Annotated in this window: 17 protein-coding genes and 1 other annotated feature; of the genes, 11 read left to right on the top strand and 6 right to left on the bottom strand. The window is 36.1% G+C overall.

What is annotated here, in order from left to right; genetic code table 11:
- Positions 1 to 23 precede the first annotated feature (23 nt).
- From ACYPXO_RS05860 to ACYPXO_RS05835, 6 genes are all read left to right on the top strand, one after another.
- A complete protein-coding gene (locus ACYPXO_RS05860; RefSeq protein WP_459639694.1) occupies positions 24 to 398 on the top strand; it encodes a DUF5684 domain-containing protein in 375 nt (124 codons plus the stop codon).
- Between the two features lie 118 nt (positions 399 to 516).
- On the top strand, positions 517 to 1,629 hold the full coding sequence (locus tag ACYPXO_RS05855) for an ABC transporter ATP-binding protein (protein ID WP_459639693.1): 1,113 nt from the start codon (positions 517 to 519) through the stop codon (positions 1,627 to 1,629).
- A gap of 248 nt (positions 1,630 to 1,877) precedes the next feature.
- The gene (locus tag ACYPXO_RS05850) at positions 1,878 to 4,478 is read left to right on the top strand and encodes a cation-translocating P-type ATPase (RefSeq protein ID WP_459639692.1); all 2,601 of its coding nucleotides are present in this window, start codon (positions 1,878 to 1,880) and stop codon (positions 4,476 to 4,478) included.
- 17 nt (positions 4,479 to 4,495) lie between these two features.
- A complete protein-coding gene (locus ACYPXO_RS05845; RefSeq protein WP_459639691.1) occupies positions 4,496 to 5,647 on the top strand; it encodes an AI-2E family transporter in 1,152 nt (383 codons plus the stop codon).
- 100 nt (positions 5,648 to 5,747) lie between these two features.
- Positions 5,748 to 6,338, top strand: a complete 591-nt coding sequence (locus ACYPXO_RS05840) for a nucleoside recognition protein (RefSeq protein ID WP_459639690.1) — start codon at positions 5,748 to 5,750, stop codon at positions 6,336 to 6,338.
- Between the two features lie 56 nt (positions 6,339 to 6,394).
- Positions 6,395 to 6,913, top strand: coding sequence for a spore maturation protein (locus tag ACYPXO_RS05835; protein WP_459639689.1), 519 nt, complete (start codon positions 6,395 to 6,397; stop codon positions 6,911 to 6,913).
- 221 nt (positions 6,914 to 7,134) lie between these two features.
- On the opposite strand, the gene ACYPXO_RS05830 is transcribed toward ACYPXO_RS05835, so the two are convergent.
- Together ACYPXO_RS05830 and metG are read right to left on the bottom strand one after the other, a co-directional pair.
- Positions 7,135 to 7,914: a TatD family hydrolase gene (locus tag ACYPXO_RS05830; RefSeq protein WP_459639688.1), complete on the bottom strand. Its 780-nt coding sequence runs from the start codon at positions 7,912 to 7,914 to the stop codon at positions 7,135 to 7,137.
- 348 nt (positions 7,915 to 8,262) lie between these two features.
- Positions 8,263 to 10,206 carry a methionine--tRNA ligase gene (metG, locus tag ACYPXO_RS05825; protein WP_459639702.1) on the bottom strand — a complete coding sequence of 648 codons (1,944 nt, stop codon included), beginning with the start codon at positions 10,204 to 10,206 and terminating at the stop codon, positions 8,263 to 8,265.
- A 3-nt stretch (positions 10,207 to 10,209) separates the two neighbouring features.
- Positions 10,210 to 10,453: a binding site (T-box leader), on the bottom strand.
- A 139-nt stretch (positions 10,454 to 10,592) separates the two neighbouring features.
- On the opposite strand from metG, the gene ACYPXO_RS05820 reads away from it, so the two are divergent.
- From ACYPXO_RS05820 to ACYPXO_RS05810, 3 genes are all read left to right on the top strand, one after another.
- On the top strand, positions 10,593 to 10,997 hold the full coding sequence (locus tag ACYPXO_RS05820; protein ID WP_459639687.1) for a hypothetical protein: 405 nt from the start codon (positions 10,593 to 10,595) through the stop codon (positions 10,995 to 10,997).
- Positions 10,998 to 11,277: 280 nt separating this feature from the next.
- Positions 11,278 to 11,742: a hypothetical protein gene (locus ACYPXO_RS05815; protein ID WP_459639686.1), complete on the top strand. Its 465-nt coding sequence runs from the start codon at positions 11,278 to 11,280 to the stop codon at positions 11,740 to 11,742.
- A 64-nt stretch (positions 11,743 to 11,806) separates the two neighbouring features.
- A complete protein-coding gene (locus ACYPXO_RS05810; RefSeq protein WP_459639685.1) occupies positions 11,807 to 13,549 on the top strand; it encodes a DUF885 domain-containing protein in 1,743 nt (580 codons plus the stop codon).
- A gap of 430 nt (positions 13,550 to 13,979) precedes the next feature.
- Here the strand turns inward: ACYPXO_RS05810 and ACYPXO_RS05805 are convergent, their stop codons facing one another.
- From ACYPXO_RS05805 to ACYPXO_RS05790, 4 genes are read right to left on the bottom strand one after another with little or no spacing between them, the layout of a single operon-like run.
- On the bottom strand, positions 13,980 to 14,660 hold the full coding sequence (locus tag ACYPXO_RS05805; protein ID WP_459639684.1) for a TIGR00266 family protein: 681 nt from the start codon (positions 14,658 to 14,660) through the stop codon (positions 13,980 to 13,982).
- Positions 14,661 to 14,687: 27 nt separating this feature from the next.
- Positions 14,688 to 15,566 carry a 16S rRNA (adenine(1518)-N(6)/adenine(1519)-N(6))-dimethyltransferase RsmA gene (gene rsmA / locus ACYPXO_RS05800; RefSeq protein WP_459639683.1) on the bottom strand — a complete coding sequence of 293 codons (879 nt, stop codon included), beginning with the start codon at positions 15,564 to 15,566 and terminating at the stop codon, positions 14,688 to 14,690.
- 54 nt (positions 15,567 to 15,620) lie between these two features.
- On the bottom strand, positions 15,621 to 16,559 hold the full coding sequence (locus ACYPXO_RS05795; RefSeq protein ID WP_459639682.1) for an alpha/beta fold hydrolase: 939 nt from the start codon (positions 16,557 to 16,559) through the stop codon (positions 15,621 to 15,623).
- A 5-nt stretch (positions 16,560 to 16,564) separates the two neighbouring features.
- The gene (locus ACYPXO_RS05790; protein WP_459639681.1) at positions 16,565 to 17,935 is read right to left on the bottom strand and encodes a citrate/2-methylcitrate synthase; all 1,371 of its coding nucleotides are present in this window, start codon (positions 17,933 to 17,935) and stop codon (positions 16,565 to 16,567) included.
- A gap of 161 nt (positions 17,936 to 18,096) precedes the next feature.
- On the opposite strand from ACYPXO_RS05790, the gene ACYPXO_RS05785 reads away from it, so the two are divergent.
- Both ACYPXO_RS05785 and ACYPXO_RS05780 read left to right on the top strand, forming a co-directional pair.
- A complete protein-coding gene (locus ACYPXO_RS05785; RefSeq protein ID WP_459639680.1) occupies positions 18,097 to 18,795 on the top strand; it encodes a response regulator transcription factor in 699 nt (232 codons plus the stop codon).
- 12 nt (positions 18,796 to 18,807) lie between these two features.
- Positions 18,808 to 21,351, top strand: a complete 2,544-nt coding sequence (locus ACYPXO_RS05780; RefSeq protein WP_459639679.1) for a sensor histidine kinase — start codon at positions 18,808 to 18,810, stop codon at positions 21,349 to 21,351.
- Positions 21,352 to 21,458: the final 107 nt, after the last annotated feature.

Genomic DNA, 21,458 nt, shown 5'->3' with positions numbered 1-21,458 from the left:
ATTATTCAGAGGGAGGCGTCATTATGATAGCGGACTTAACAGAGTTACTTACGACAGGAATGGGGTTAATTTTATCTTTAGGAATGATTCTTTTAAACCTTATTGCATCGTGGAGATTATTTGAGAAAGCAGGACTTCAAGGTTGGAAAGGACTTATTCCGATTTATAATACATACTGCCTGTATCAAATGGCTTTCGGAAAAGGAAAAGGATGGTACATTATCTGTCTTCTTGTTCCATGTGTGAATGCGATTTTATCTATTGTATATAGCGTAAAATTAGCACAGGCCTTTAATAAAGGAATAGGTTATGCACTTGGATTAATGTTGTTAAATCCATTCTTTATGATGATACTGGCATTTGGTAATGCAGAGTATGTTGGAGAAAGATTATATTAATTCGTCAATTTGTATATTTTCTCAAAAAAAAATTGTTCAACTTGGGCGTAGACCGAGTTGAACTTTTTTTATATACTGGTTAAAGAGAAAACGATTAGTATTTGGGAGGAAAGATATAATGGCAAGTTTATCACTTAAGAACATTAACAAAGTATATCCTAACGGATTTGTAGCGGTAAAAGATTTCAATCTTGAAATTGAAGATAAAGAATTTATCATTTTTGTAGGACCTTCAGGTTGTGGAAAATCTACAACACTTCGTATGATTGCAGGGCTTGAAGATATTTCTTCAGGTGAATTAAGAATCGGAGATAAATTAGTAAATGATGTAGAACCAAAAGACAGAGATATTGCGATGGTATTCCAGAACTATGCATTGTATCCACACATGACAGTATATGATAACATGGCATTTGGCTTAAAATTAAGAAAAGTACCAAAAGAACAAATTGATAAAATGGTTCGTGAAGCAGCTAAAATTCTTGATTTGGAAGCATTATTAGACCGTAAACCAAAAGCATTATCAGGTGGACAAAGACAGCGTGTTGCTATGGGACGTGCTATCGTTCGTAATCCAAAAGTATTCCTTATGGATGAACCTTTATCAAACCTTGATGCAAAACTTAGAGGACAGATGCGTATTGAGATTTCTAAATTACATCAGAGATTAGGTACAACAATCATCTACGTTACTCATGACCAGACAGAAGCGATGACATTAGGAACAAGAATCGTTGTTATGAATGCAGGTGTTGTACAGCAGGTAGATACACCACAGGTATTATATGATACACCATGTAACTTATTCGTTGCGGGATTTATCGGTTCACCACAGATGAATTTTGTAGATGCAGTATGTAAAGTAAATGGAAATAAGGTTTCTCTTCAGGCAGGACCGGCATCTATTGAATTACCGCCTGCAAAAGCGAAAAAACTTATTGACGGCGGATATGACGGAAAAACAGTTGTACTTGGTATTCGTCCTGAAGATATTCATGATGAACAGATGTTTATTGAATCTTCACCAAATACAGTGATTGAAGCAACAATCCGTGTATATGAAATGTTAGGTGCAGAAGTTTATTTACACTTTGATTATGAAAATGCATCTATGACAGCAAGAGTAAATCCTAGAACAACAGCAAGAACAGGCGATACAGTTAAATTTGCTCTTGATGCAGAAAAAATTCATGTATTTGATAAAGAAACAGAAAGAACGATTACAAACTAAAATTTAGGGTTGACATAAACTGGAAAAAAGTTTATATTAGACACTAATAAAAGGGAGTAACTAACGTTTTAAACGTGTGCGATGTCGTCAGTACGATGAGTAATCATCCGTATCGTAATGAAATAGTGAGACTTTTATTGCATTATTAACGTGCAATAAAGGTCTCTTTTTTATTGCCTGGAACCTTTGTTTTTATACAATAAATGGGCATACTAAAAGACATAGCACGGGAAATTGGAGGAAAGAATATGAAAAAATATTATCAGTTGTCGTCAGATGAAGTGAGAATGCAGATAAATGGTAAACTCGAACCACTGACAGACGAAGAAGTATTGAATCATCAGGAGCAATATGGGAAAAATGAATTAGTGGAAGGAAAAAAGAAAAGTACTTTTCAGATTTTCTTGGAACAGTTCAAAGATTTTCTCGTAATTATTTTGATTGTGGCGGCGATTGTTTCCGGATTTTTAGGAGATATGGAAAGTACAGCCGTTATTCTTATCGTTATTACAATGAATGCGATTTTGGGAACGGTACAGACGGTAAAGGCGGAGCAATCTTTAAATAGTTTGAAAAAATTATCCGGTCCTACAGCAAAAGTCTTGAGAAATGGAACAGTTATACAAGTTCCGTCTTCTGAACTGACAATCGGTGACGAGGTTATGTTGGAAGCGGGAGATTATGTTCCGGCAGACGGACGTATTTTACAAAATGCCAGTTTGAAAATTGACGAGAGCGCATTGACAGGAGAAAGTCTTGGAGTAGAAAAGGCAGAAGAAGTTATTGCAGGAGAAGTTCCATTGGGTGACCAAACAAATATGGTATTTTCAGGAAGTTTTGTCACATACGGAAGAGGTTCATTTATTGTAACTTCTATCGGAATGGAAACGGAAGTCGGGAAAATTGCAACTCTGTTAAAAACAACATCAGAGAAAAAGACTCCGTTACAGATGAATTTGGATCAGTTTGGACAGAAACTTTCGATTATTATTTTGATTTTCTGTGCTATTTTATTTGGTATAAGCGTATTCAGAGGAGATTCCGTAGGGGATGCATTTTTATTTGCAGTAGCACTTGCGGTTGCGGCAATTCCTGAAGCGCTTAGTTCAATCGTGACAATTGTTCTTTCTTTTGGAACACAAAAAATGGCAAAAGAACACGCTATTATTCGTAAATTGCAGGCGGTAGAAGGACTTGGAAGTGTATCAGTTATCTGCTCGGATAAAACAGGAACATTGACACAAAATAAAATGACAGTAGAAGACTACTATGTAAACGGACAGCGTATTTTAGCAAAAGATATTGACAGACAGGCACAGGGACAGAAACAGTTATTAAGATACAGTATTTTGTGTAATGATTCTACAAATGTGGATGGTGTGGAAATAGGTGATCCTACGGAAACAGCACTGATTAATTTGGGAAGTAAACTTGGGGCTGAGGCAGGATATGTGAGAGAAAAATTTCCGCGTATGAGTGAAATCCCGTTTGATAGTGATAGAAAATTAATGTCTACCGCACATATTTTAGAGGATGGTCCGGTAATGATTACGAAAGGGGCTGTCGATGTTCTACTTACGAGAATGAACCGTATTTGGAAAAACGGAAAAGTACAGGAACTTACGGAAGAAGAGAAGAGAGCAATCGAGGAACAGAATCAGGAATTTTCAAGAGGCGGACTTCGTGTACTTGCATTTGCTTATAAGGAAATTGAAGAGGGACATGAACTGACTTTGGAAGATGAGCAGAATTTAATCTTCGTTGGCTTGATTTCCATGATGGACCCGCCGAGAGAAGAATCAGCACAGGCAGTTGCAGAATGTATCCGTGCAGGAATTAAACCGATTATGATTACGGGAGATCATAAGATTACAGCAGCAGCGATTGCAAAACGAATCGGTATTTTAAAAGATGAATCGGAAGCCTGTGAAGGTTCTGAGATAGACAACCTTTCAGACGAAGAGTTGAAAGATTTCGTTGAAGGAATTTCCGTATATGCCAGAGTTTCACCGGAACATAAAATCCGAATTGTTCGTGCATGGCAGGAAAAAGGAAATATTGTTTCCATGACAGGTGACGGTGTAAATGATGCTCCTGCTTTAAAGCAGGCTGACATCGGTGTTGCAATGGGAATTACGGGAAGTGAAGTATCGAAAGATGCGGCATCTATGGTCTTGACTGATGATAATTTTGCAACTATTATAAAAGCAGTAGAAAATGGACGAAATGTTTATAAAAACATTAAAGGTTCTATACAATTTCTATTATCAGGGAATTTTGGAGGAATTTTGGCAGTTCTTTATGCTGCAATCACAGGACTTCCTGTGCCGTTTGCACCGGTACATCTATTGTTTATTAACCTTTTAACAGATAGTTTACCGGCAATTGCACTGGGATTAGAGCCACATACGAAAGCAGTTATGGACGAAAAACCACGTCCGATGAACGAATCTATTTTGACAAAAGATTTCATTACAAAAATAGGAATCGAAGGATTGTCCATTGCTGTAACTACGGTGATTGCGTTTATGATTGGGTACAGAAGTGGAAATGCAGTGTTGGCAAGTACAATGGCATTCGGTACACTTTGTACGGCTAGACTTGTTCATGGATTTAACTGTAAATCAGACAGACCACTGATTTTTACAAAGAGATTTTTCAATAATATATATTTAATCGGTGCATTTTTATTAGGACTTGTTTTGATTACATCCGTATTAATGGTACCTGCGCTTGAAAGCATCTTTAAAGTGCAGACATTGAATATTTCGCAGTTAATGACGGTGTATGGACTGGCACTTGTAAATCTTCCAATTATTCAGTTCCTAAAATTTATTCGCAAAAAATAGATTGGAAAGGTGAATATATGAATTTAGACAAAGAAACTATTCGGAAAATCAGAGGGCTTATTGTGTTTACGATAGTTGTTCTGATGATTATATGGAACTATAAAGTGTTTTTCGGACTTTTAGGATATGTGTTAAATATTATCCTTCCATTCCTAATTGGTGGAGCAATTGCATTTGTACTAAATGTTCCGATGCACTTTATCGAGGAGAAAGTATTTGGCAATAAGACGGCAAAGAGCAGTAAATTTTTACAGAGAATTGCAAGACCGGTTAGCCTTGTGATGACAATTTTATTTGTGTTTGGAATTGTATTTTTAGTGGTATTTATTGTAGCGCCGGAGTTGGCAAATACGATTGCCGGACTTGGAAAAACAATTCAAAGGTTTATTATTGAATTACAGTTGTGGGCAGAAGATATTTTCCATAACAATAAGGAGATTTTGGGCTGGATTCAGAGTCTGGAATTTGACTGGGACAAAATGATTGCCGGTGGAATAGATTTCTTTAAAAATGGTGCGGGAAGTGTTTTAGACTCCACATTTGCGGTTGCCAAGTCGATTGTAAGCGGGGTTACAACATTTGCCATTTCATTTATCTTTGCCTGTTACATTCTTTTGCAGAAAGAGAAGTTGAATGTACAGGTTAGAAAACTTGGATATGCATTTATTCCTAGAGATTGGGTGGAAATTTTAATTGCCATTTCCTCTATGGCATATAAGACATTTTCAAACTTTTTGACAGGACAGTGTGTGGAAGCAATTATTTTGGGAAGTATGTTCTTTATAACGATGCTGGTATTTCATATGCCGTATGCACTTTTAGTAGGTGTATTAATTGCGTTTACGGCGTTAATTCCTTATTTTGGTGCGTTTATAGGTTGTGCAATAGGAACACTACTTATCTTTATGGTAAATCCGATGCAGGCGCTTGGTTTCCTTGTTATGTTTTTCATTTTGCAGCAGGTAGAGGGAAATCTGATTTATCCTCATGTGGTAGGAAGTTCGGTTGGGCTTCCGTCTATATGGGTATTGGTTGCGGTTAGTGTCGGAGGCAGCCTTATGGGGATTGTCGGAATGCTGATATTTATTCCGATTAGTTCTGTTGTGTATACATTGTTAAGAGGAATTGTACATCGAAGATTAGAGAGAAGAAAAATTAAGGTAGAATAAAAGAAAAGTAGAAGAAGTGATTGAAAGTAAATCAATCCTTCTTCTATTTTTTTACCTATAAAGCATAAGATATTAAAAACAAAAAGTGAGAATACATAATATGTTGAATTATCTTTGGGGCGGTATGATTATCGTAGGAATTATTTTCGGTGTTTTCAGTGGTAAAATGCCGGATATTACAAATGGTGCATTAGACTCTGCAAAGGAAGCCGTTGACTTATGTGTGATGATGATAGGAATTATGTCCATGTGGGTCGGGATTATGGAAATCGCAACAAAATCCAGTTTGATAGATACAATTTCCGAAAAAATCCGTCCACTTATTCATCTGTTATTTCCAGGTGTGCCAAAAGGACATTTAGCGGAAAAATATATTACGACTAATATGATTGCCAATTTTCTTGGGCTTGGTTGGGCTGCCACTCCTGCGGGAATTATGGCGATGAAACATTTACAGGAAATTAATCCAAACAGGGATAAAAAAGTGGCAAGTTGTGATATGTGTACATTTCTTATTATTAATATTTCTTCTCTTCAACTGATACCGATAAATGTTATCGCCTATCGAAGTCAGTATGGAAGTGTAAATCCTGCAGGAATTATAGGTGCGGGAATTGTAGCCACAACGGTCAGTACAGTTGCGGGAATTATTTTCGCTATGGTTATGGCAAAAAAATCTGCTTTGCAGTAATATTTTATGATAAAAAACATAAACTGCAATAATGAAAAGAAAAGATAGGGAAAACTGTGCAGTTATTATTATATATTTCGGATTTTATTGTTCCTGCCGTGATTTTGGGAATTATCATGTATGGACTTATGCAAAATATAAATGTGTATGATGAGTTTATAAAAGGAGCAAGAAATGGGTTTCTGACGGTAATAAAGATTATGCCGACATTGATTGGGTTAATGGTTGCCGTTGGGATTTTAAGAGCATCCGGATTTTTAGAGTTTTTTGGAAAAGTGTTAGGACAATTTACTTCGTATATAGGTTTTCCGGGGGAATTGGTGCCGTTGGCGATTGTGAGAATGTTCTCTTCTTCGGCGGCTACGGGACTTGTTCTCGATATTTTTAAGCAGTATGGGACAGATTCACAGATAGGGTTGATTGCGTCTGTGATGATGAGTTGCACGGAAACAATTTTTTATACGATGAGTGTTTATTTTATGGCGGTAAAAGTGAAAAAGACGAGATATACGCTGGCAGGAGCATTGATTGCAACGTTAGCGGGGATTGTGGCAAGTGTTTGGATTGTAGGATAAAACAGCGAAACCCCGTTAACCATACGGCTAACGGGGTTCGTCGTTTTATTATTATCTAAAGGAATGAGAGTAAAGTGCGACATCTTGGTTTCAAGATGTGTTTTACTTTATGAGGGGGGAGATAGTTGTTGTTTATCAACTATCTGACTTTAGTATAAAAGAAAAATGTGTCCAAAATATGTTAGATTCATTAAAGAAAACGAAATTTTCTTAATTCCAAGTTAAGAAATACTTTTTATACATTTTTGATAAACTTCGTAGGCATTTAATTCTGTCTGGTGAATAACTTTTTCGGATGAAATGCCTTTTATATTTGCAATCTCTTCCACAATATATTTAAGGTTCAATGATGAATTACGTTTGCTTCTATTAGGAACAGGCGATAAATAAGGGCAATCTGTTTCGAGAACAATGCGGTCTAAAGGAATTTCTGCGACCACCTCTTTTAATTTCTTTCCGTTTTTAAAAGTAACAACACCGCCTACTCCGATATAAAATCCCATTTTTACATATTCCTTTGCCATTTCTACAGAATATGAAAAGCAATGGATAATCCCGGTTAAACCTTGAGCATACTCCTTCATAATTTCCAAAGTATCCTGTGCGGCTTCGCGGCTGTGAATTACGACAGGAAGATTTTTTTCTCTTGCGAGATTTAATTGTTCGATAAACCATTTCTGTTGTATATCGTGGGATTCGTTATCCCAGTAATAGTCCAAACCGATTTCGCCTACAGCAACAACTTTCTCGTGATTACATTGTTCTTTCAGCCATGAAAACGTTTCTGTGTTCAAACTTCCGACTTCGTCAGGATGTACTCCTACAGTTGCATAAATAAAAGGATATTTTTCAGCCAGTTTAACGGAATTGTGGCAGCCTTGTAAACTTGCACCTACATTTATGATTGTGCTGATACCGTTATCCTGCATTTGTGATAATAGTGTTTCTCTGTCTTCGTTAAATTGCTCATCATCGTAGTGAGCATGTGTATCAAAAATCATGTTAGTCCTCCTTGTTCATTTGGGGACGTAGTAAAATTAAAAAATGCTACGTCCCCAAATGAGAAATACTGTGTCCCTAAATGAGAAATGTCCTGTCCCTTTTTGAGTTTTTCCGAGAAATACGTGGAAAAATGAGGTATTAACTTTGTTTCTGAAATAAAAATATAAATTTATACTATATAGGTTTAATTTTTTGGGTATGAATACCATATATAGTATAGAATGTGTGACTTTTATGGAAAGAAAAAAGCTTATGTTAAAAAGGGGACAGGGTAATTTGAGAAAAGGGACAGGGCAAAGTTGTATCGGGGACGTAGTAAAAACGCATTTTACTACGTCCCCGATACATTAACAAATCTCAGCGCCGGCCGGCATTGTTTTTTCCGGTGTCATTAATGCAAGATTTCCTTCAGCATCTTCAGCACATAATAACATACCTTCAGATAATACACCTGCTAATTTAGCCGGTTTTAAGTTGACAAGTACCATAACTTTTTTACCAACCATTTCTTCAGCAGTATAGTGTGCTTTAATTCCTGAAACAATCTGTTTTACCTGACTTCCGATTTTTACTTGAGAGCAAAGTAATTTTTTTGATTTTTTGACTTCTTCACAAGCAATAATTTCACCAACTTGGAATTGTAATTTCATAAAGTCATCAAATGTGATTTCTTCTTTTGGTTCAATGTCAATTACTTCTTCTTCTTTTTCTTCCTGTACAGGTGGGTGAAGTTCTTCCACTTTTTTCATGACTTCTTCTAAATCTAACCTCTGGAATAAGATTTCAGGTTTGTCTGTTACATTTCCACCGTTTAACTGTGCAAGGATTTTTTCGGCTGTTTCCGGCATGAATGAAGAAAGTAATTCTGCGCCTGCGGAAATGCTTTGAATTAAGTTATAAAGTACAGTTTCAAGTCTGTCTTTTTTATCCTCTTCTTTTGCTAAAGCCCATGGCATTGTTTCGTCAATGTATTTGTTGCAACGTTTGAATAAATTGAATATTTCAGTGATAGCGTCTGCCACACGGAGTTTGTCCATTTTTTCATCCACTGCTTTTGGTGTGTTTTCTGTCACTGCTTTTAAGTCAGCATCGACTTCTTCGTTTACGCCTTTGTCTGTTACATTTCCGCCAAAATATTTGTTTGTCATGGAAATTGTTCTGTTGACAAGGTTTCCTAATGTGTTTGCTAAGTCTGAGTTCATACGTTCTACCATTAATTCCCATGTGATAACACCGTCATTTTCAAATGGCATTTCGTGAAGAACGAAGTAACGTACAGCGTCTACGCCAAACATATTTACAAGTTCGTCTGCATAGATAACGTTTCCTTTAGATTTACTCATTTTTCCGTCACCCTGTAATAACCATGGGTGTCCGAAAATTTGTTTCGGAAGCGGAAGGTCTAATGCCATTAAGAAGATTGGCCAGTAAATTGTATGGAAACGGATAATATCTTTTCCGATTAAATGTAAATCAGCAGGCCAGTTTTTGTTGAAGAGTTCATTGTTTTCTCCGTCACAGTCATATCCGATTCCTGTGATGTAGTTTGTTAATGCGTCAAGCCAAACATATACAACATGTTTTGGGTCGAAATCAACAGGAATTCCCCATTTAAAAGATGTTCTGGACACACAAAGATCCTGTAATCCAGGTAATAAGAAGTTGTTCATCATTTCGTTTTTGCGTGATACCGGCTGAATAAATTCAGGATGTGTGTTGATATGCTCGATAAGGCGGTCAGCATATTTGCTCATTTTGAAGAAGTATGCTTCTTCTTTGGCAGGTTGTACTTCTCTTCCGCAGTCAGGACATTTTCCGTCTACCAACTGTGATTCTGTGAAAAATGATTCGCAAGGAGTACAGTACATTCCTTCGTAATGTCCTTTATAAATATCTCCTTGTTCGTACAATTTTTTGAAAATTTTCTGTACTTGTTTTTCGTGATAATCGTCAGTTGTACGGATAAATTTATCGTAAGAAGTGTTCATCATATCTGCGATTTCTTTTACTTGAGCGGCAACGCCGTCAACAAATTCTTTTGGAGATACTCCGGCTTCTTCCGCTTTTAATTCGATTTTTTGTCCATGTTCATCTGTTCCTGTCTGGAAAAATACATCGTATCCCTGACTTCTTTTGTATCTTGCGATTGCGTCGGCAAGAACAAATTCATAAGTGTTTCCAATGTGCGGTTTGCCTGATGTATAGGCAATGGCAGTTGTCATATAAAATTTTTTGTTTTCCATAATCTCTCTCCTTTTACTTTTAAACGAAAAAAATCGCCTTCTCCAAATCTTAGAGAAGACGAGTGTTACCCGTGTTACCACTTCTGTTTATCTCTGCCTCACGACAGAAACCTCAATGGGTACAAATGCATACCCGTTCGCTGTAAAGGGCGAACCCATTATACCTTACAAATATGTATTTGCTCAGTACACCGCTCAGAAGCCATATTCAGTTTCTTTTCACTTATCCCTCTCAGCGTATTGGGATTTCTCTGTAAAGTTTCCGGAAACCTACTCTTTTCGTCACTGCGTTTTCGTTATATATGTAAAAATCGTAACATAGACCTGCTTTTTTGTCAATGATTCGGAATTAATCAAACATAGATAGTCTGCTTTTTATTGTGAAGATATTGAAAAATTTGTATAATAATAAGTATATAAAGGAGGACCGATAAATGAAGGAAAATAAAAGTTTAACAATTGTAGTTACATCAACAATATTGTTCGGAATAATCTCAAAGTGGCTGGTAGGCATACCTTATATGGCATGGGGACATTTTGACTTATATTTTGTTTTATCGTTTGTGTTATGGGTACTTTACTCAATTTCTTTATATATTGCCGGAAAAATTGAAAGTAGCGGAAATGACAATATTATAAAGACAAGTTGTTATAGTTTTATTTTTGGTATTATTGTTTCATGTATCAAAATGGGAATGGACTCACTTATAATATTAATGGTAGAAAAAACAAATAATCAGATACTTTTAACGTTTGCAATGGAAATAGGAATAATATTGTTTGGAAGCACGATGATGACATTTATATTTTATGTTTGTACAAAAAGAAAATTTATATGAAATAAATCCTTAAATAAATATGCGGGTATCTTAGGCGGCATAATAGGTATTTATGTTGTTGTTTTCTTTTCGTTTAATTCAAAATATCAGGGGTTAATGCCATATACAGACATAAACTCTTTAACAAAAAGCGGAAATATCAATTTGAATACAATGTTAATGATGGAAGGTGTAATGCAATATAGCCAAACTTTTACAATGCTAAGTATGATTGTCTATGTTATATTTTTTATTGTTTTTTGGTTTATATTGCAGAAAGGAGGAGGATGGAAACAGGGAAATGTATAGAAAAATTCTAGTAGGTAGTTTACTTGTTCTAACAGTATGTCTGTTAGGCGGTTGTAAGGATGAAAAAGATACAGAATTTCCGAAAGACAAACACGGTTACCCAAAACATGATATTGTCCTCATCAATGGAAAAGAATATAAACTATCCGGTACGGAAAAAGAGATAGAAATGAAGTTACCGAAAGATGAAACACTTGAAATAAGTCTGCCACAGTATCAGCCGACACATTTTTGGTGTATGGAAGAAAACATAACATTAAATGTTATGAATTATAACAAAAAAGAGGTGTCTGTTCCCGAAAAGTTAGAAGGCGTAACATCAAATGTACAGAATTTTTGCGTCAATGTTACGAAAGATAACATTGTTACATTCAAATGGGTCAATGTAAATGAGTGCGGAAAGTCATTTTCGGAGAAAAAGGCTGCTTACCTGCTCAAAATAAAAATCGTAAAATAATAGATTTTGATAGTATAACACCCTGCTTTTTTTCATACACTGTAAAAAAAGTAGGGTGAATTTTATGAAAATCTCTTTTGCAAAGAAATCCAAAAAGGCACGTCATATTTCATTTCTTCTTGCCATTTTACTTGCCGTTTCTCTGCTGGCAAATCATTTTATTCCGAGTTCCGCTGACGTCAATAAAACTTTTGAAAAGTTTACGTTATCTTTATTTCAGCAGGAGGTTTCCGCGAATACAATTAACCTGCACTATACATTAGAAAATCCGAAGGAGTATGGTATTTTGAATGCACCTGTAACTTACGGCGGATTTTCTACAGATGGGGTGTCGGCGATGGCATCGGTGGAAAACTGCGAGGAATTGTTGAAAAAATTTCCGTATAGAAAGTTGTCGGAGGAAAATCGTTTAACATATGATGTATTGAAATCCCATTTACAGTTACAAAAAGAAGGGTGTAAATATCTCTTGTATGAAGAGCCGCTAAATGCGGTTACGGGCATACAGGCGCAACTTCCGGTTTTGCTTGCGGAATATTCTTTTACAAAAAAAGAAGATGTGGACACTTATTTGCAACTGCTGAAGGCAACACCGGATTACTTTGAGTCACTTATCGAGTTTGAGAAAGAGAAGGGGGAAAAAGGGCTTTTTTTATCAAATGAGGTTACCGACTCCATTATAGAACAGTGTAATTCGGTAGTTTCACAGGGAAAGAAACACTATCTGTATTCTACTTTTGAGCAGCGTTTGAAAAATATTTCTGAATTAACGAAAGAAGAGAAAAAGGCATATTTTTCGGAAAATGAAAAAATGTTGCAAACGTATGTGTTCCCTTCTTATGAAAAATTGATTCAGGCATTAAAAAATATGCGTGGGAAAGGGAAAAATCTAGGAGGAGTTTGTCATTTTCAGAGAGGAAAAAAATATTATCAATACATAGTGAAAAGGGAAACAGGTTCTTTGCGTAAAGTTTCGGAATTGAAATCGCTTATTCAAAAACAGATGACGGAAGATTTACTTGCGATTAGTCAGTTGGGAGAAGAACAAGAAGTGGCTGAGGTTTTTGCTTTGCAGGATAATACACCGGAGGATTATTTGGAAGATTTAAAGAAAAAAATAAGAAGGGTTTTTCCAAAAGTGCCGGAGGTGAAAATAGAAATTAAGTTTGTACCGAGAGAGATGGAATCCTATTTAAGTCCTGCGTTTTATTTGATACCGTGTATTGACAATACGGAGGAAAACGTGATTTATATTAACCGTTTGCATGATATGGAAAAACTACATTTGTATACAACACTGGCACATGAGGGGTATCCGGGACATTTGTATCAGACTACATATTTTGCCTCAACAAACCCCAATCCTATTCGCAGTCTTTTACAGTTTGGAGGGTATGTGGAAGGGTGGGCGACTTATGCCGAAATGTGTTCGTATTATCTTACTCCTTTGGAAAAGAAACAGGCAGTTTTGGCGCAGAAAAATAATTCTCTTCTGCTTGGATTATACGCAAGGGCGGATATAGGTATTCATTATGACGGATGGTCGTTTCAGGATACCGTTAAGTTTTTTTCAAAATATGGGATTAAAGACAAAAAAGTAATAGGAGAAATCTATGAGTTAATCGTTTCTACTCCCGCAAATTATTTGAAGTATTATATTGGATATGTAGAGTTTCTGGAGTTGAAAAAGGAAGTAGCAGATAAAAAAGGCAAAAATTTCTCACAAAAAGAGTTTCATAAGGCAGTGTTGGAACTAGGTCCAGCCCCTTTTTCAGTTGTGAGAAAGTATATTTTGCAGGGAAAATAGTTATTCTTTTATTTTCCCTTAATAAAATTTCTATTTCTTTTATAGTCTGAACATATTTTGGACACATTTATCCTTTATACTAAGAGTCAGATAGTTGATAAACAACAACTATCTCCCCCCTCATAAAGTAAATTTTCACCTTGAGGTGACCTTAAGGTGTACACTTTACTCTCATTCCTTTAAATAATGAACTGACATCATCATGTTTAACCCCAAATAATATGTGATGTTAGACAACGAGAAAGGTTGGTTATCTACTGAGTAGAAACCAACCTTTCTCGTATGTATGAATAGAGGAAAAGCCGACATCAAGGATGCCGGCTGATTATGAAAAAGAAAAGTTAAATAAGAGGTTTTATTAACTTTTCTTTTAGTATATAAGAGTAATATGTACATTTTGTGTTTTAAATTTGAACAAATTATGAAGGAATTAATTTCCCGTAGGTAAGTATGGAATTAATGCACCGGCTACATTGCTTGCAGGCATTGTCTGTAACCATACACGGCCGGGTCCGGTAATGATTGTATTGAAAAGTCCTTCACCGCCGAACACAATATTTTTCACTCCTCGTATTGTTTGAATATCCATTTGGCAGGATGGTGTCATTGCTGCCAAATGTCCTGTATCTACAACGATTTGTTGCCCAGGCTGTAATTCGTATTCGATTACATGACCATCAAATTCAGCAAACATAGTTCCCTGACCGGAAACTCTCTGTAAAATAAATCCTTCACCACCGAACAGACCGGAGCCTAATTTCTTTTGGAAATGAATAGAAAGTTGTACGCCCGCTTCGGCTGCAAGGAAAGCGCTCTTTTGGAATATCATTTCATTTCCCGGACTGATTTCAAATGCTTTTATTGAACCCGGAAAACTGGATGCAAATGCGATTGTTCCGCTCCCACCTTGTGAGGTGTAAGTGTTTTGAAACATAGATTCACCGGAAAACATTCTTCCAAATGCTTTTCCAATACCACCGTTTGTACCTGTTTCCATAAGCATATTCGGTGACATCCAAGACATTGAGCCTTTTTCTGTAATCATTTTTTCACCTGCATCTAAATGACAGATAACAACAGGTAAAGTTTCTCCTTTGATTTGGTATTGCATAGACACATCTCCTTTCTAAGATGAAAATTATAATCGTTTACTTATATTATCGCTTAATGCGGCAAATTCTTTTAACGTTAAAATTTCTCCACGCACGCTTGCACCTTTTCCGAGTTCTTCGATCGCCTCGGTAATGACTTCTTTTGGGAGATTGATTTCAGGCGAGTTATTTAAGCCGTTGGCTAAAGTTTTTCTTCGCTGATTGAAAGACGCACGTATAATTTTAAACATAAGTTTTTCGTCTTCAACAGAAACCGGAGGTTCTTTATGTCGTTCCAGGCGGATAACTGCTGAGGCAACCTTAGGTCTTGGCATAAAACAATTTGGAGGAACATTTGCTACAATATATGGTTTTGCATAATATTGTACGGCAAGTGATAAGGCGCCGTAGTCTTTTGTTCCGGGACCGACCTGCATACGATCGGCAACTTCTTTCTGTACCATAACAGTAATGCTTTCAATTGGTACGTTGCTTTCAAATAATCCCATAATAATCGGCGTTGTAATATAATATGGCAGGTTTGCAACGACTTTAATTGGTTTGCCGTCATTACGTTCTTGTGCCAAAGCACCTATATCTACCTTTAACACATCATTATTAATAATCGTAACGTTATCAAATTCACTCAATGTATCGGATAAAATCGGAATAAGCGCTTTGTCGATTTCAACAGCAACAACTTCTCTTGCTGCAGAAGCGAGATATTGTGTCATTGTTCCGATTCCGGGACCGATTTCCAGCACAAAATCGTCTTTTGTAATCTCGGCAGAAGAGATGATTTTATCTAAAACATGGGTATCAATTAAAAAGTTTTGTCCGAATTTCTTTTGAAAAGAAAACTGATATTTCTGTAATATTTCTATTGTATTTTGTGGATTGCCTAAAGTACATTTGGGCGTATTCATAAATTTCTATCTCCTAACATTTTTATCTTGATACAAGTATAGCATATCATTACCTTAATGTGTGCAGGAAATTCGCTTTGTTTCAAGCCACTGATAAATGTCTGCATAGACAATCCCGCGGTCGTCTTCATTTAAAATTTCATGTCGGTCATCTTTATAAAGTTTTATGGAAACGTCTTTTATACCGCCGTTTTTATATTTTTGGAAGACGTTTTTAACACCTTTTCCAAAGTTTCCCACAGGATCATCCTGTCCCGCAACAAAAAATATGGGGAGATTTTTTGGGATTTGTTCAAAATTTTCTTTTTTCGCAAGATGCTCCATACCTCTAAACATATGATAATAACCGTTTACCGTAAAAATAAACGTACAACAGTCCTCACTTAAATATTTATCTACGTTTTTCGGGTTACGGCTCAGCCAATCCATCGGTGTGCGGGAAGGAGAAAAATTTTTATTATATCCTCCAAAAGCCATATTGTTTATGAAATGGCTTCTATAGTGCCAGCCTTTAAATGATGCGATAAATTTACATAATATTTTTCCGAGTTTTACAAGGAAAAGAGGTTGATTTCCCGTTCCCATAATAATTGCTCCGGAAAGTCCGTTTCCGTGTATCGTGAGATATTGTCGTGCGAGAAAAGATCCCATACTGTGTCCGAGAAGAAAATACGGAATATCGGGATATTTTTCTTGTGTGATTTGGCGTAACTGATGTATGTCACCGATAACACATTCGTTTCCGTTTTCTTTTTCAAAATACCCCCAGTTTTCTTTTGTCTGTACAGATTTGCCGTGTCCTAAATGGTCGTGTCCGACCACATAATAACCATGTTCATTTAGAAAATGGGCAAATTCATCATATCGGTCAATATATTCCACCATACCATGAGAAATTTGTAGTATGGCGGAAATATTTCCTTCAGGAATCCATTCAATTGCGTGAATTTTTGTTTTTCCGTCCTGTGACGGATAATAAAAATGTTGCTTCATAAATACTATCTGTCCTCCAGTTTGACATAATCGCGGTAAGGGCATAACGGGCGATAAGCAGGACGGATAATTTTATCTACATTTTTTAATTCTTCTAATCGGTGAGCGCTCCAGCCGACAATACGTGCGGCGGCAAAAATAGGAGTATACAGTTCTTTTGGAAGACCGAGCATACCATATACAAGACCGCTATAGAAGTCTACGTTGGCATTAACCCCTTTGTAAATTTTACGTTTTTCCCCGATAACTTCAGGAGCAAGACGTTCTACCATTTCATATAGGTTATATTCTTTTTCGCGTCCTTTTTCAATGGCAAGACGTTTTACGAATCCTTTGAAGATATCCGCTCTTGGATCAGAAATAGAGTAAATGGCATGTCCCATACCATAGATAAGCCCTTTTTGATCAAATGCTTTTTTATCCAGTAAGTCATTTAAATATTGGCGAACAGCATCTTCATCTGTCCAGTCAGATAAATGTTGTTTCATATCATCAAACATTTGAGAAACTTTAATATTTGCACCGCCATGTTTTGGACCTTTGAGAGAGGCAAGTGCTGCCGCAATTGTTGAGTAAGTATCTGTTCCTGAAGAGGTAACAACGTGTGTAGTAAATGTGGAGTTATTTCCACCGCCATGGTCCATATGTAAAACAAGTGCCATGTCAAGCACGGTTGCTTCAAATTTTGTATATTGCTTATCTTCTCTTAACATCATCAGAATGTTTTCTGCTGTGGAAAGTTTTGGCGAGGGTGCATAAATGAAAAGGTCATCTCCACGTCTATAATTATAAGCATGATAACCATATACCATGAGCATAGGAAATTGGCTAATTAGGTTCAGACACTGGCGCAAAACATTCGGAATAGAAGTATCATCCGCTTTTTCATCATAGGAATATAAGTTTAAAATAGAGCGGGAAAGACTGTTCATCATATCTCTACTTGGTGCTTTCATAATAATATCCCTAACGAAGTTTGGAGGGAGTGTTCTTCTCTCGATAAGTGTTTCATGGAAATCGTTAAGTTCCTGTTTGTTTGGAAGACTACCAAATAAGAGAAGATATGAGGCTTCCTCAAAACCGAAATGTTCCGCCTCTAAAAATCCTCGGACAAGATCTTTTATATTATAGCCGCGATAGTAGAGATTACCTTCGCAAGGAACTTCCACGCCGTCCACTACTTTGGTAGCACAGACATCAGAAATATTCGTAAGACCGGCGAGGACCCCTTTTCCGTTTAAGTCACGAAGTCCTCGTTTTACTTCATATTTTGTATATAGTTCTTTGTCAATAGCGTTGTTCTGTTCGCACAGTTCCGCTAATTGCTGGATTTTTGGGGTAATTTCAAATAATGCTTTGTCTATTGAATTAGCCATATGCAAACTCCTTTCTCTGAAAAAAATTTACTTAATTATACTAAATTGCGAATTATAATACAATTACTAAGTACATAAATTTTAAACTTTCTTAAGAATTTTCAGAGCAGGCTCTTAAAAATTCCATGCTAATCTTGTATACTACAAGGGAGGTGATGAAAATGTTTAATATTTTAGTATGTGATGATGACAAAGAAATTGTAGAGGCAATTGAAATTTACTTAAGACAGGAAGGGTACAACGTGCTGAAGGCATATGACGGCGAAGAAGCATTAAGGGTATTAAAGCAGGAAGAAAAAGTAGATTTATTAGTTATAGATGTAATGATGCCAAGACTTGACGGTATTCGGGCAACACTGAAAATTCGAGAGGAGAATAGTCTGCCGATTATTATTTTGTCCGCAAAATCAGAAGATGTTGACAAGATTTTAGGGTTAAATGTAGGTGCGGATGACTATGTAACAAAACCTTTCAACCCGCTTGAACTTGTAGCGAGGGTAAAATCGCAATTGAGAAGATATACAAAACTTGGAAGTACGGTTGTACAAAATAACAATGCGGTATATACGGTAGGAGGACTTTCCATTGATGATGATTTAAAAGAAGTGACTGTGGACGGAGAACCGGTAAAACTTACTCCTATCGAATATAATATTTTATTATTGTTGATGAAAAATCAAGGAAAAGTTTTTTCTATTGACCAGATATATGAAAGTATTTGGAATGAAGACGCAATCGGAGCAGATAATACGGTTGCAGTACATATCCGGCATATTAGGGAGAAGATTGAAATCAATCCGAAAGAGCCTAGATATTTAAAAGTTGTATGGGGAGTTGGATATAAGATAGAAAAACTTTAGAAAGGGGTATTTATGAAAAGATGGTATAAATCAGCCTTTTGTAAAGGAATTTTAGTATTGCTCGCAGGGGCATCCGTTGCAGTGATGAGCGTTTGCTTAGCGATTGGGTTAGCCTATCCGGGACAAAATTACGAGGAACTGTTTACAAAAAAGACAGAGAGAAGTTATGAAGATACGAGAGGATTTTCAAAACAGGTATCTAATGAAACAAGAGAACTGCTTGCATTTTTGGAAAGCAAAAGCATTCTTGAAAAAGATGGGAAAAAAGATTTAACGCAGTCTGTGACGGTGGAAAATCTTAGAAATATAGGTGAACTGAAAAAGGGCGAGGGTGAATTTAGTTTTCATTTAGAAGATTTATTGGATAGAGTAGAGGGAGAAGAGAATGAACTCGTTGTCGGAAAAAGAGAAGACGGTACATATCATTATATGGGATTTCCGGAATTTATTCGTGAATCAAGACAAAATGCATATCTATTTCCAAATGAAGCAGAAACAAAAAAGCAACAGGAAGAGGCATTGAAAACAATGGAAGAGGGAATATATCTTCCGGATGGCAAAATACTTGATAAAGACGGCAAGACAGTTTACAAAGAAGTATGGTTCTATAATGAGCCGTTTGATACAACGATAAAGACAACAGAAGGAAAAACAATGGTAGAGTTGGCAAATACTTCTGAAATGTTTAACGGTTCATTGGAGCAGATGCAGGAAGCATTAGATGCGATGAAATCAAGAGTTTCTTCTCTCAAGGAAGCATATGATACCTATGAGCCTTCTTTTTCACAGGGAAACACAAATTTATCGTATCTGTATGTTGATTACGATAAGAAACAGTTAGAAACAAACCGGAATATCACATGGGATAATGTTGAAAGCGAAATGCATGAAATGACCAAAACAGGTAAGTATGTTGTAGTTTCTCCAAAACTTGCTGACTGTTCCACAAATATGTCGAAAGAAGGAATAGCCTTATCAGATTGGCAGCATATGGTCAAATCAAGTTTGAATTATCCCGAAAAATTCCAATTGATTGTTTCTGTAAATACAGATTATACGATTCAGGATTCATTTTATAATTGGGCGGAATCATATGAAAAATATTCTCCGTATATGGATAATGCCATTGTTATTGGAGTAGGGGCGACGATTATTTTATTACTCTCAATCATATGGCTTACAGCAGTTTCGGGACGTTCCAATCAATGTGAAGAACTGGAATTAACAAGATTTGATAAATGGAAAACAGAGATTTGGCTATGCTTAATCGGTTGTTTAGGAACTCCTATTGTAATGGAAATTGTAATGGCAATAGAATATTATCTGTATCAGATAAACAATTATGCGGAATCATGGAATGCAGAACCATTGCGAAGCGGAAGAATTACTGTGGCAACATTTATGGGGATAGGCGCAGGCACATTTGTGGCAGGAATGCTATTTCTTATTGCTTATTTAAGTTTTGTGAGAAGAATTAAAGCGAGAAATTTATGGAAGGGCAGTATCTGTAGATGGTTTTTACAGTCAGTCGCTTATATTTACAGAAATCGCAGCAGTATTACGAAAATTGTAATTATCGGAAGCGGAATGCTTATTATTAATCTTTTGATGACATCAAATTCAGGTTTTTTCATTCTTCTTGGAATTGCAGTTGATGTATATATGGTAATTAAAATTGCACAGAGAAGCATTGAGAAAGAAAAAATTAAAAAAGGAATTATGTGTATCGCCAACGGAGATGCAAAATATAAAATTTCTTTAAAAAACCTTTCAAAAGATAATCAGGAAATGGCAATGCAGGTTAACCGCATTGGCGAAGGTATTCAAAATGCGGTTGAAAAAAGTTTGAAAGATGAAAGGTTGAAAACGGATCTGATTACCAACGTATCTCATGATATTAAAACACCGCTTACTTCTATTATTAATTATGTAGGTTTGCTCAAACAGGAAAAATTTGATGACCCAAAAGTGCAGAGATATTTGGATATTTTGGATGCGAAATCACAGAGATTAAAAACTTTGACGGAAGATGTTGTTGAGGCATCTAAAATCAGTTCGGGAAATATCAACTTAGAGTTTATTAACTTAAACCTTGTTGAAATGATACATCAGACGACAGGTGAATTTGCAGAGAAGTTTGAGAAAAAAGATTTGAAAGCGGTTGTAAATGTACCGGAAGAACCGGTGATTGTTCGGGTGGATGGACGTCGTATGTGGAGAGTTATTGAAAACATTTACAATAATGCGGCTAAATATGCGATGCCGTCAACAAGAATTTATGTGGATGTAGTTGCAAACGGTAAGATTGTTGTGCTTTCTTTAAAAAATGTTTCTGAGTATCCGTTGAATATTACGGCAGATGAACTTACCGAAAGATTTATAAGAGGAGATGTTTCAAGAAGTACTGAAGGAAGCGGTCTGGGACTTTCCATTGCGAAAAATCTTACAGAAATGCAGGGCGGAAAATTTAAGATTTATATTGACGGAGATTTATTTAAAGTTACGATTACTTTCCCGCAGATGCAGCCAACTGTTACAAAACAGGAAGAAATGTAACAAAACAATGAAGAAAAGGCAAGGAATTATAAAATATTCCTTGTCTTTCTTGCGTTTGTGAGTAATACGCATTACAATATTATGTGATTAAAATTTAAAGAGGTATT

The organism is Faecalimonas canis, assembly GCF_054601575.1.
The sequence above is the reverse complement of the archived record's forward strand: the minus strand, read 5'-3'. Positions and strand labels throughout refer to the sequence as shown.

Bases quoted from the DNA above. Each gene is read 5' to 3' on its own strand.
- ACYPXO_RS05860 (WP_459639694.1), top strand. From the start codon at position 24: ATGATAGCGGACTTAACAGAGTTACTTACGACAGGAATGGGGTTAATT.
- ACYPXO_RS05855 (WP_459639693.1), top strand. From the start codon at position 517: ATGGCAAGTTTATCACTTAAGAACATTAACAAAGTATATCCTAACGGA.
- ACYPXO_RS05850 (WP_459639692.1), top strand. From the start codon at position 1,878: ATGAAAAAATATTATCAGTTGTCGTCAGATGAAGTGAGAATGCAGATA.
- ACYPXO_RS05845 (WP_459639691.1), top strand. From the start codon at position 4,496: ATGAATTTAGACAAAGAAACTATTCGGAAAATCAGAGGGCTTATTGTG.
- ACYPXO_RS05840 (WP_459639690.1), top strand. From the start codon at position 5,748: ATGTTGAATTATCTTTGGGGCGGTATGATTATCGTAGGAATTATTTTC.
- ACYPXO_RS05830 (WP_459639688.1), bottom strand. From the start codon at position 7,914: ATGATTTTTGATACACATGCTCACTACGATGATGAGCAATTTAACGAA.
- ACYPXO_RS05820 (WP_459639687.1), top strand. From the start codon at position 10,593: ATGAAGGAAAATAAAAGTTTAACAATTGTAGTTACATCAACAATATTG.
- ACYPXO_RS05815 (WP_459639686.1), top strand. From the start codon at position 11,278: ATGTATAGAAAAATTCTAGTAGGTAGTTTACTTGTTCTAACAGTATGT.
- ACYPXO_RS05810 (WP_459639685.1), top strand. From the start codon at position 11,807: ATGAAAATCTCTTTTGCAAAGAAATCCAAAAAGGCACGTCATATTTCA.
- ACYPXO_RS05805 (WP_459639684.1), bottom strand. From the start codon at position 14,660: ATGCAATACCAAATCAAAGGAGAAACTTTACCTGTTGTTATCTGTCAT.
- rsmA (WP_459639683.1), bottom strand. From the start codon at position 15,566: ATGAATACGCCCAAATGTACTTTAGGCAATCCACAAAATACAATAGAA.
- ACYPXO_RS05795 (WP_459639682.1), bottom strand. From the start codon at position 16,559: ATGAAGCAACATTTTTATTATCCGTCACAGGACGGAAAAACAAAAATT.
- ACYPXO_RS05790 (WP_459639681.1), bottom strand. From the start codon at position 17,935: ATGGCTAATTCAATAGACAAAGCATTATTTGAAATTACCCCAAAAATC.
- ACYPXO_RS05785 (WP_459639680.1), top strand. From the start codon at position 18,097: ATGTTTAATATTTTAGTATGTGATGATGACAAAGAAATTGTAGAGGCA.
- ACYPXO_RS05780 (WP_459639679.1), top strand. From the start codon at position 18,808: ATGAAAAGATGGTATAAATCAGCCTTTTGTAAAGGAATTTTAGTATTG.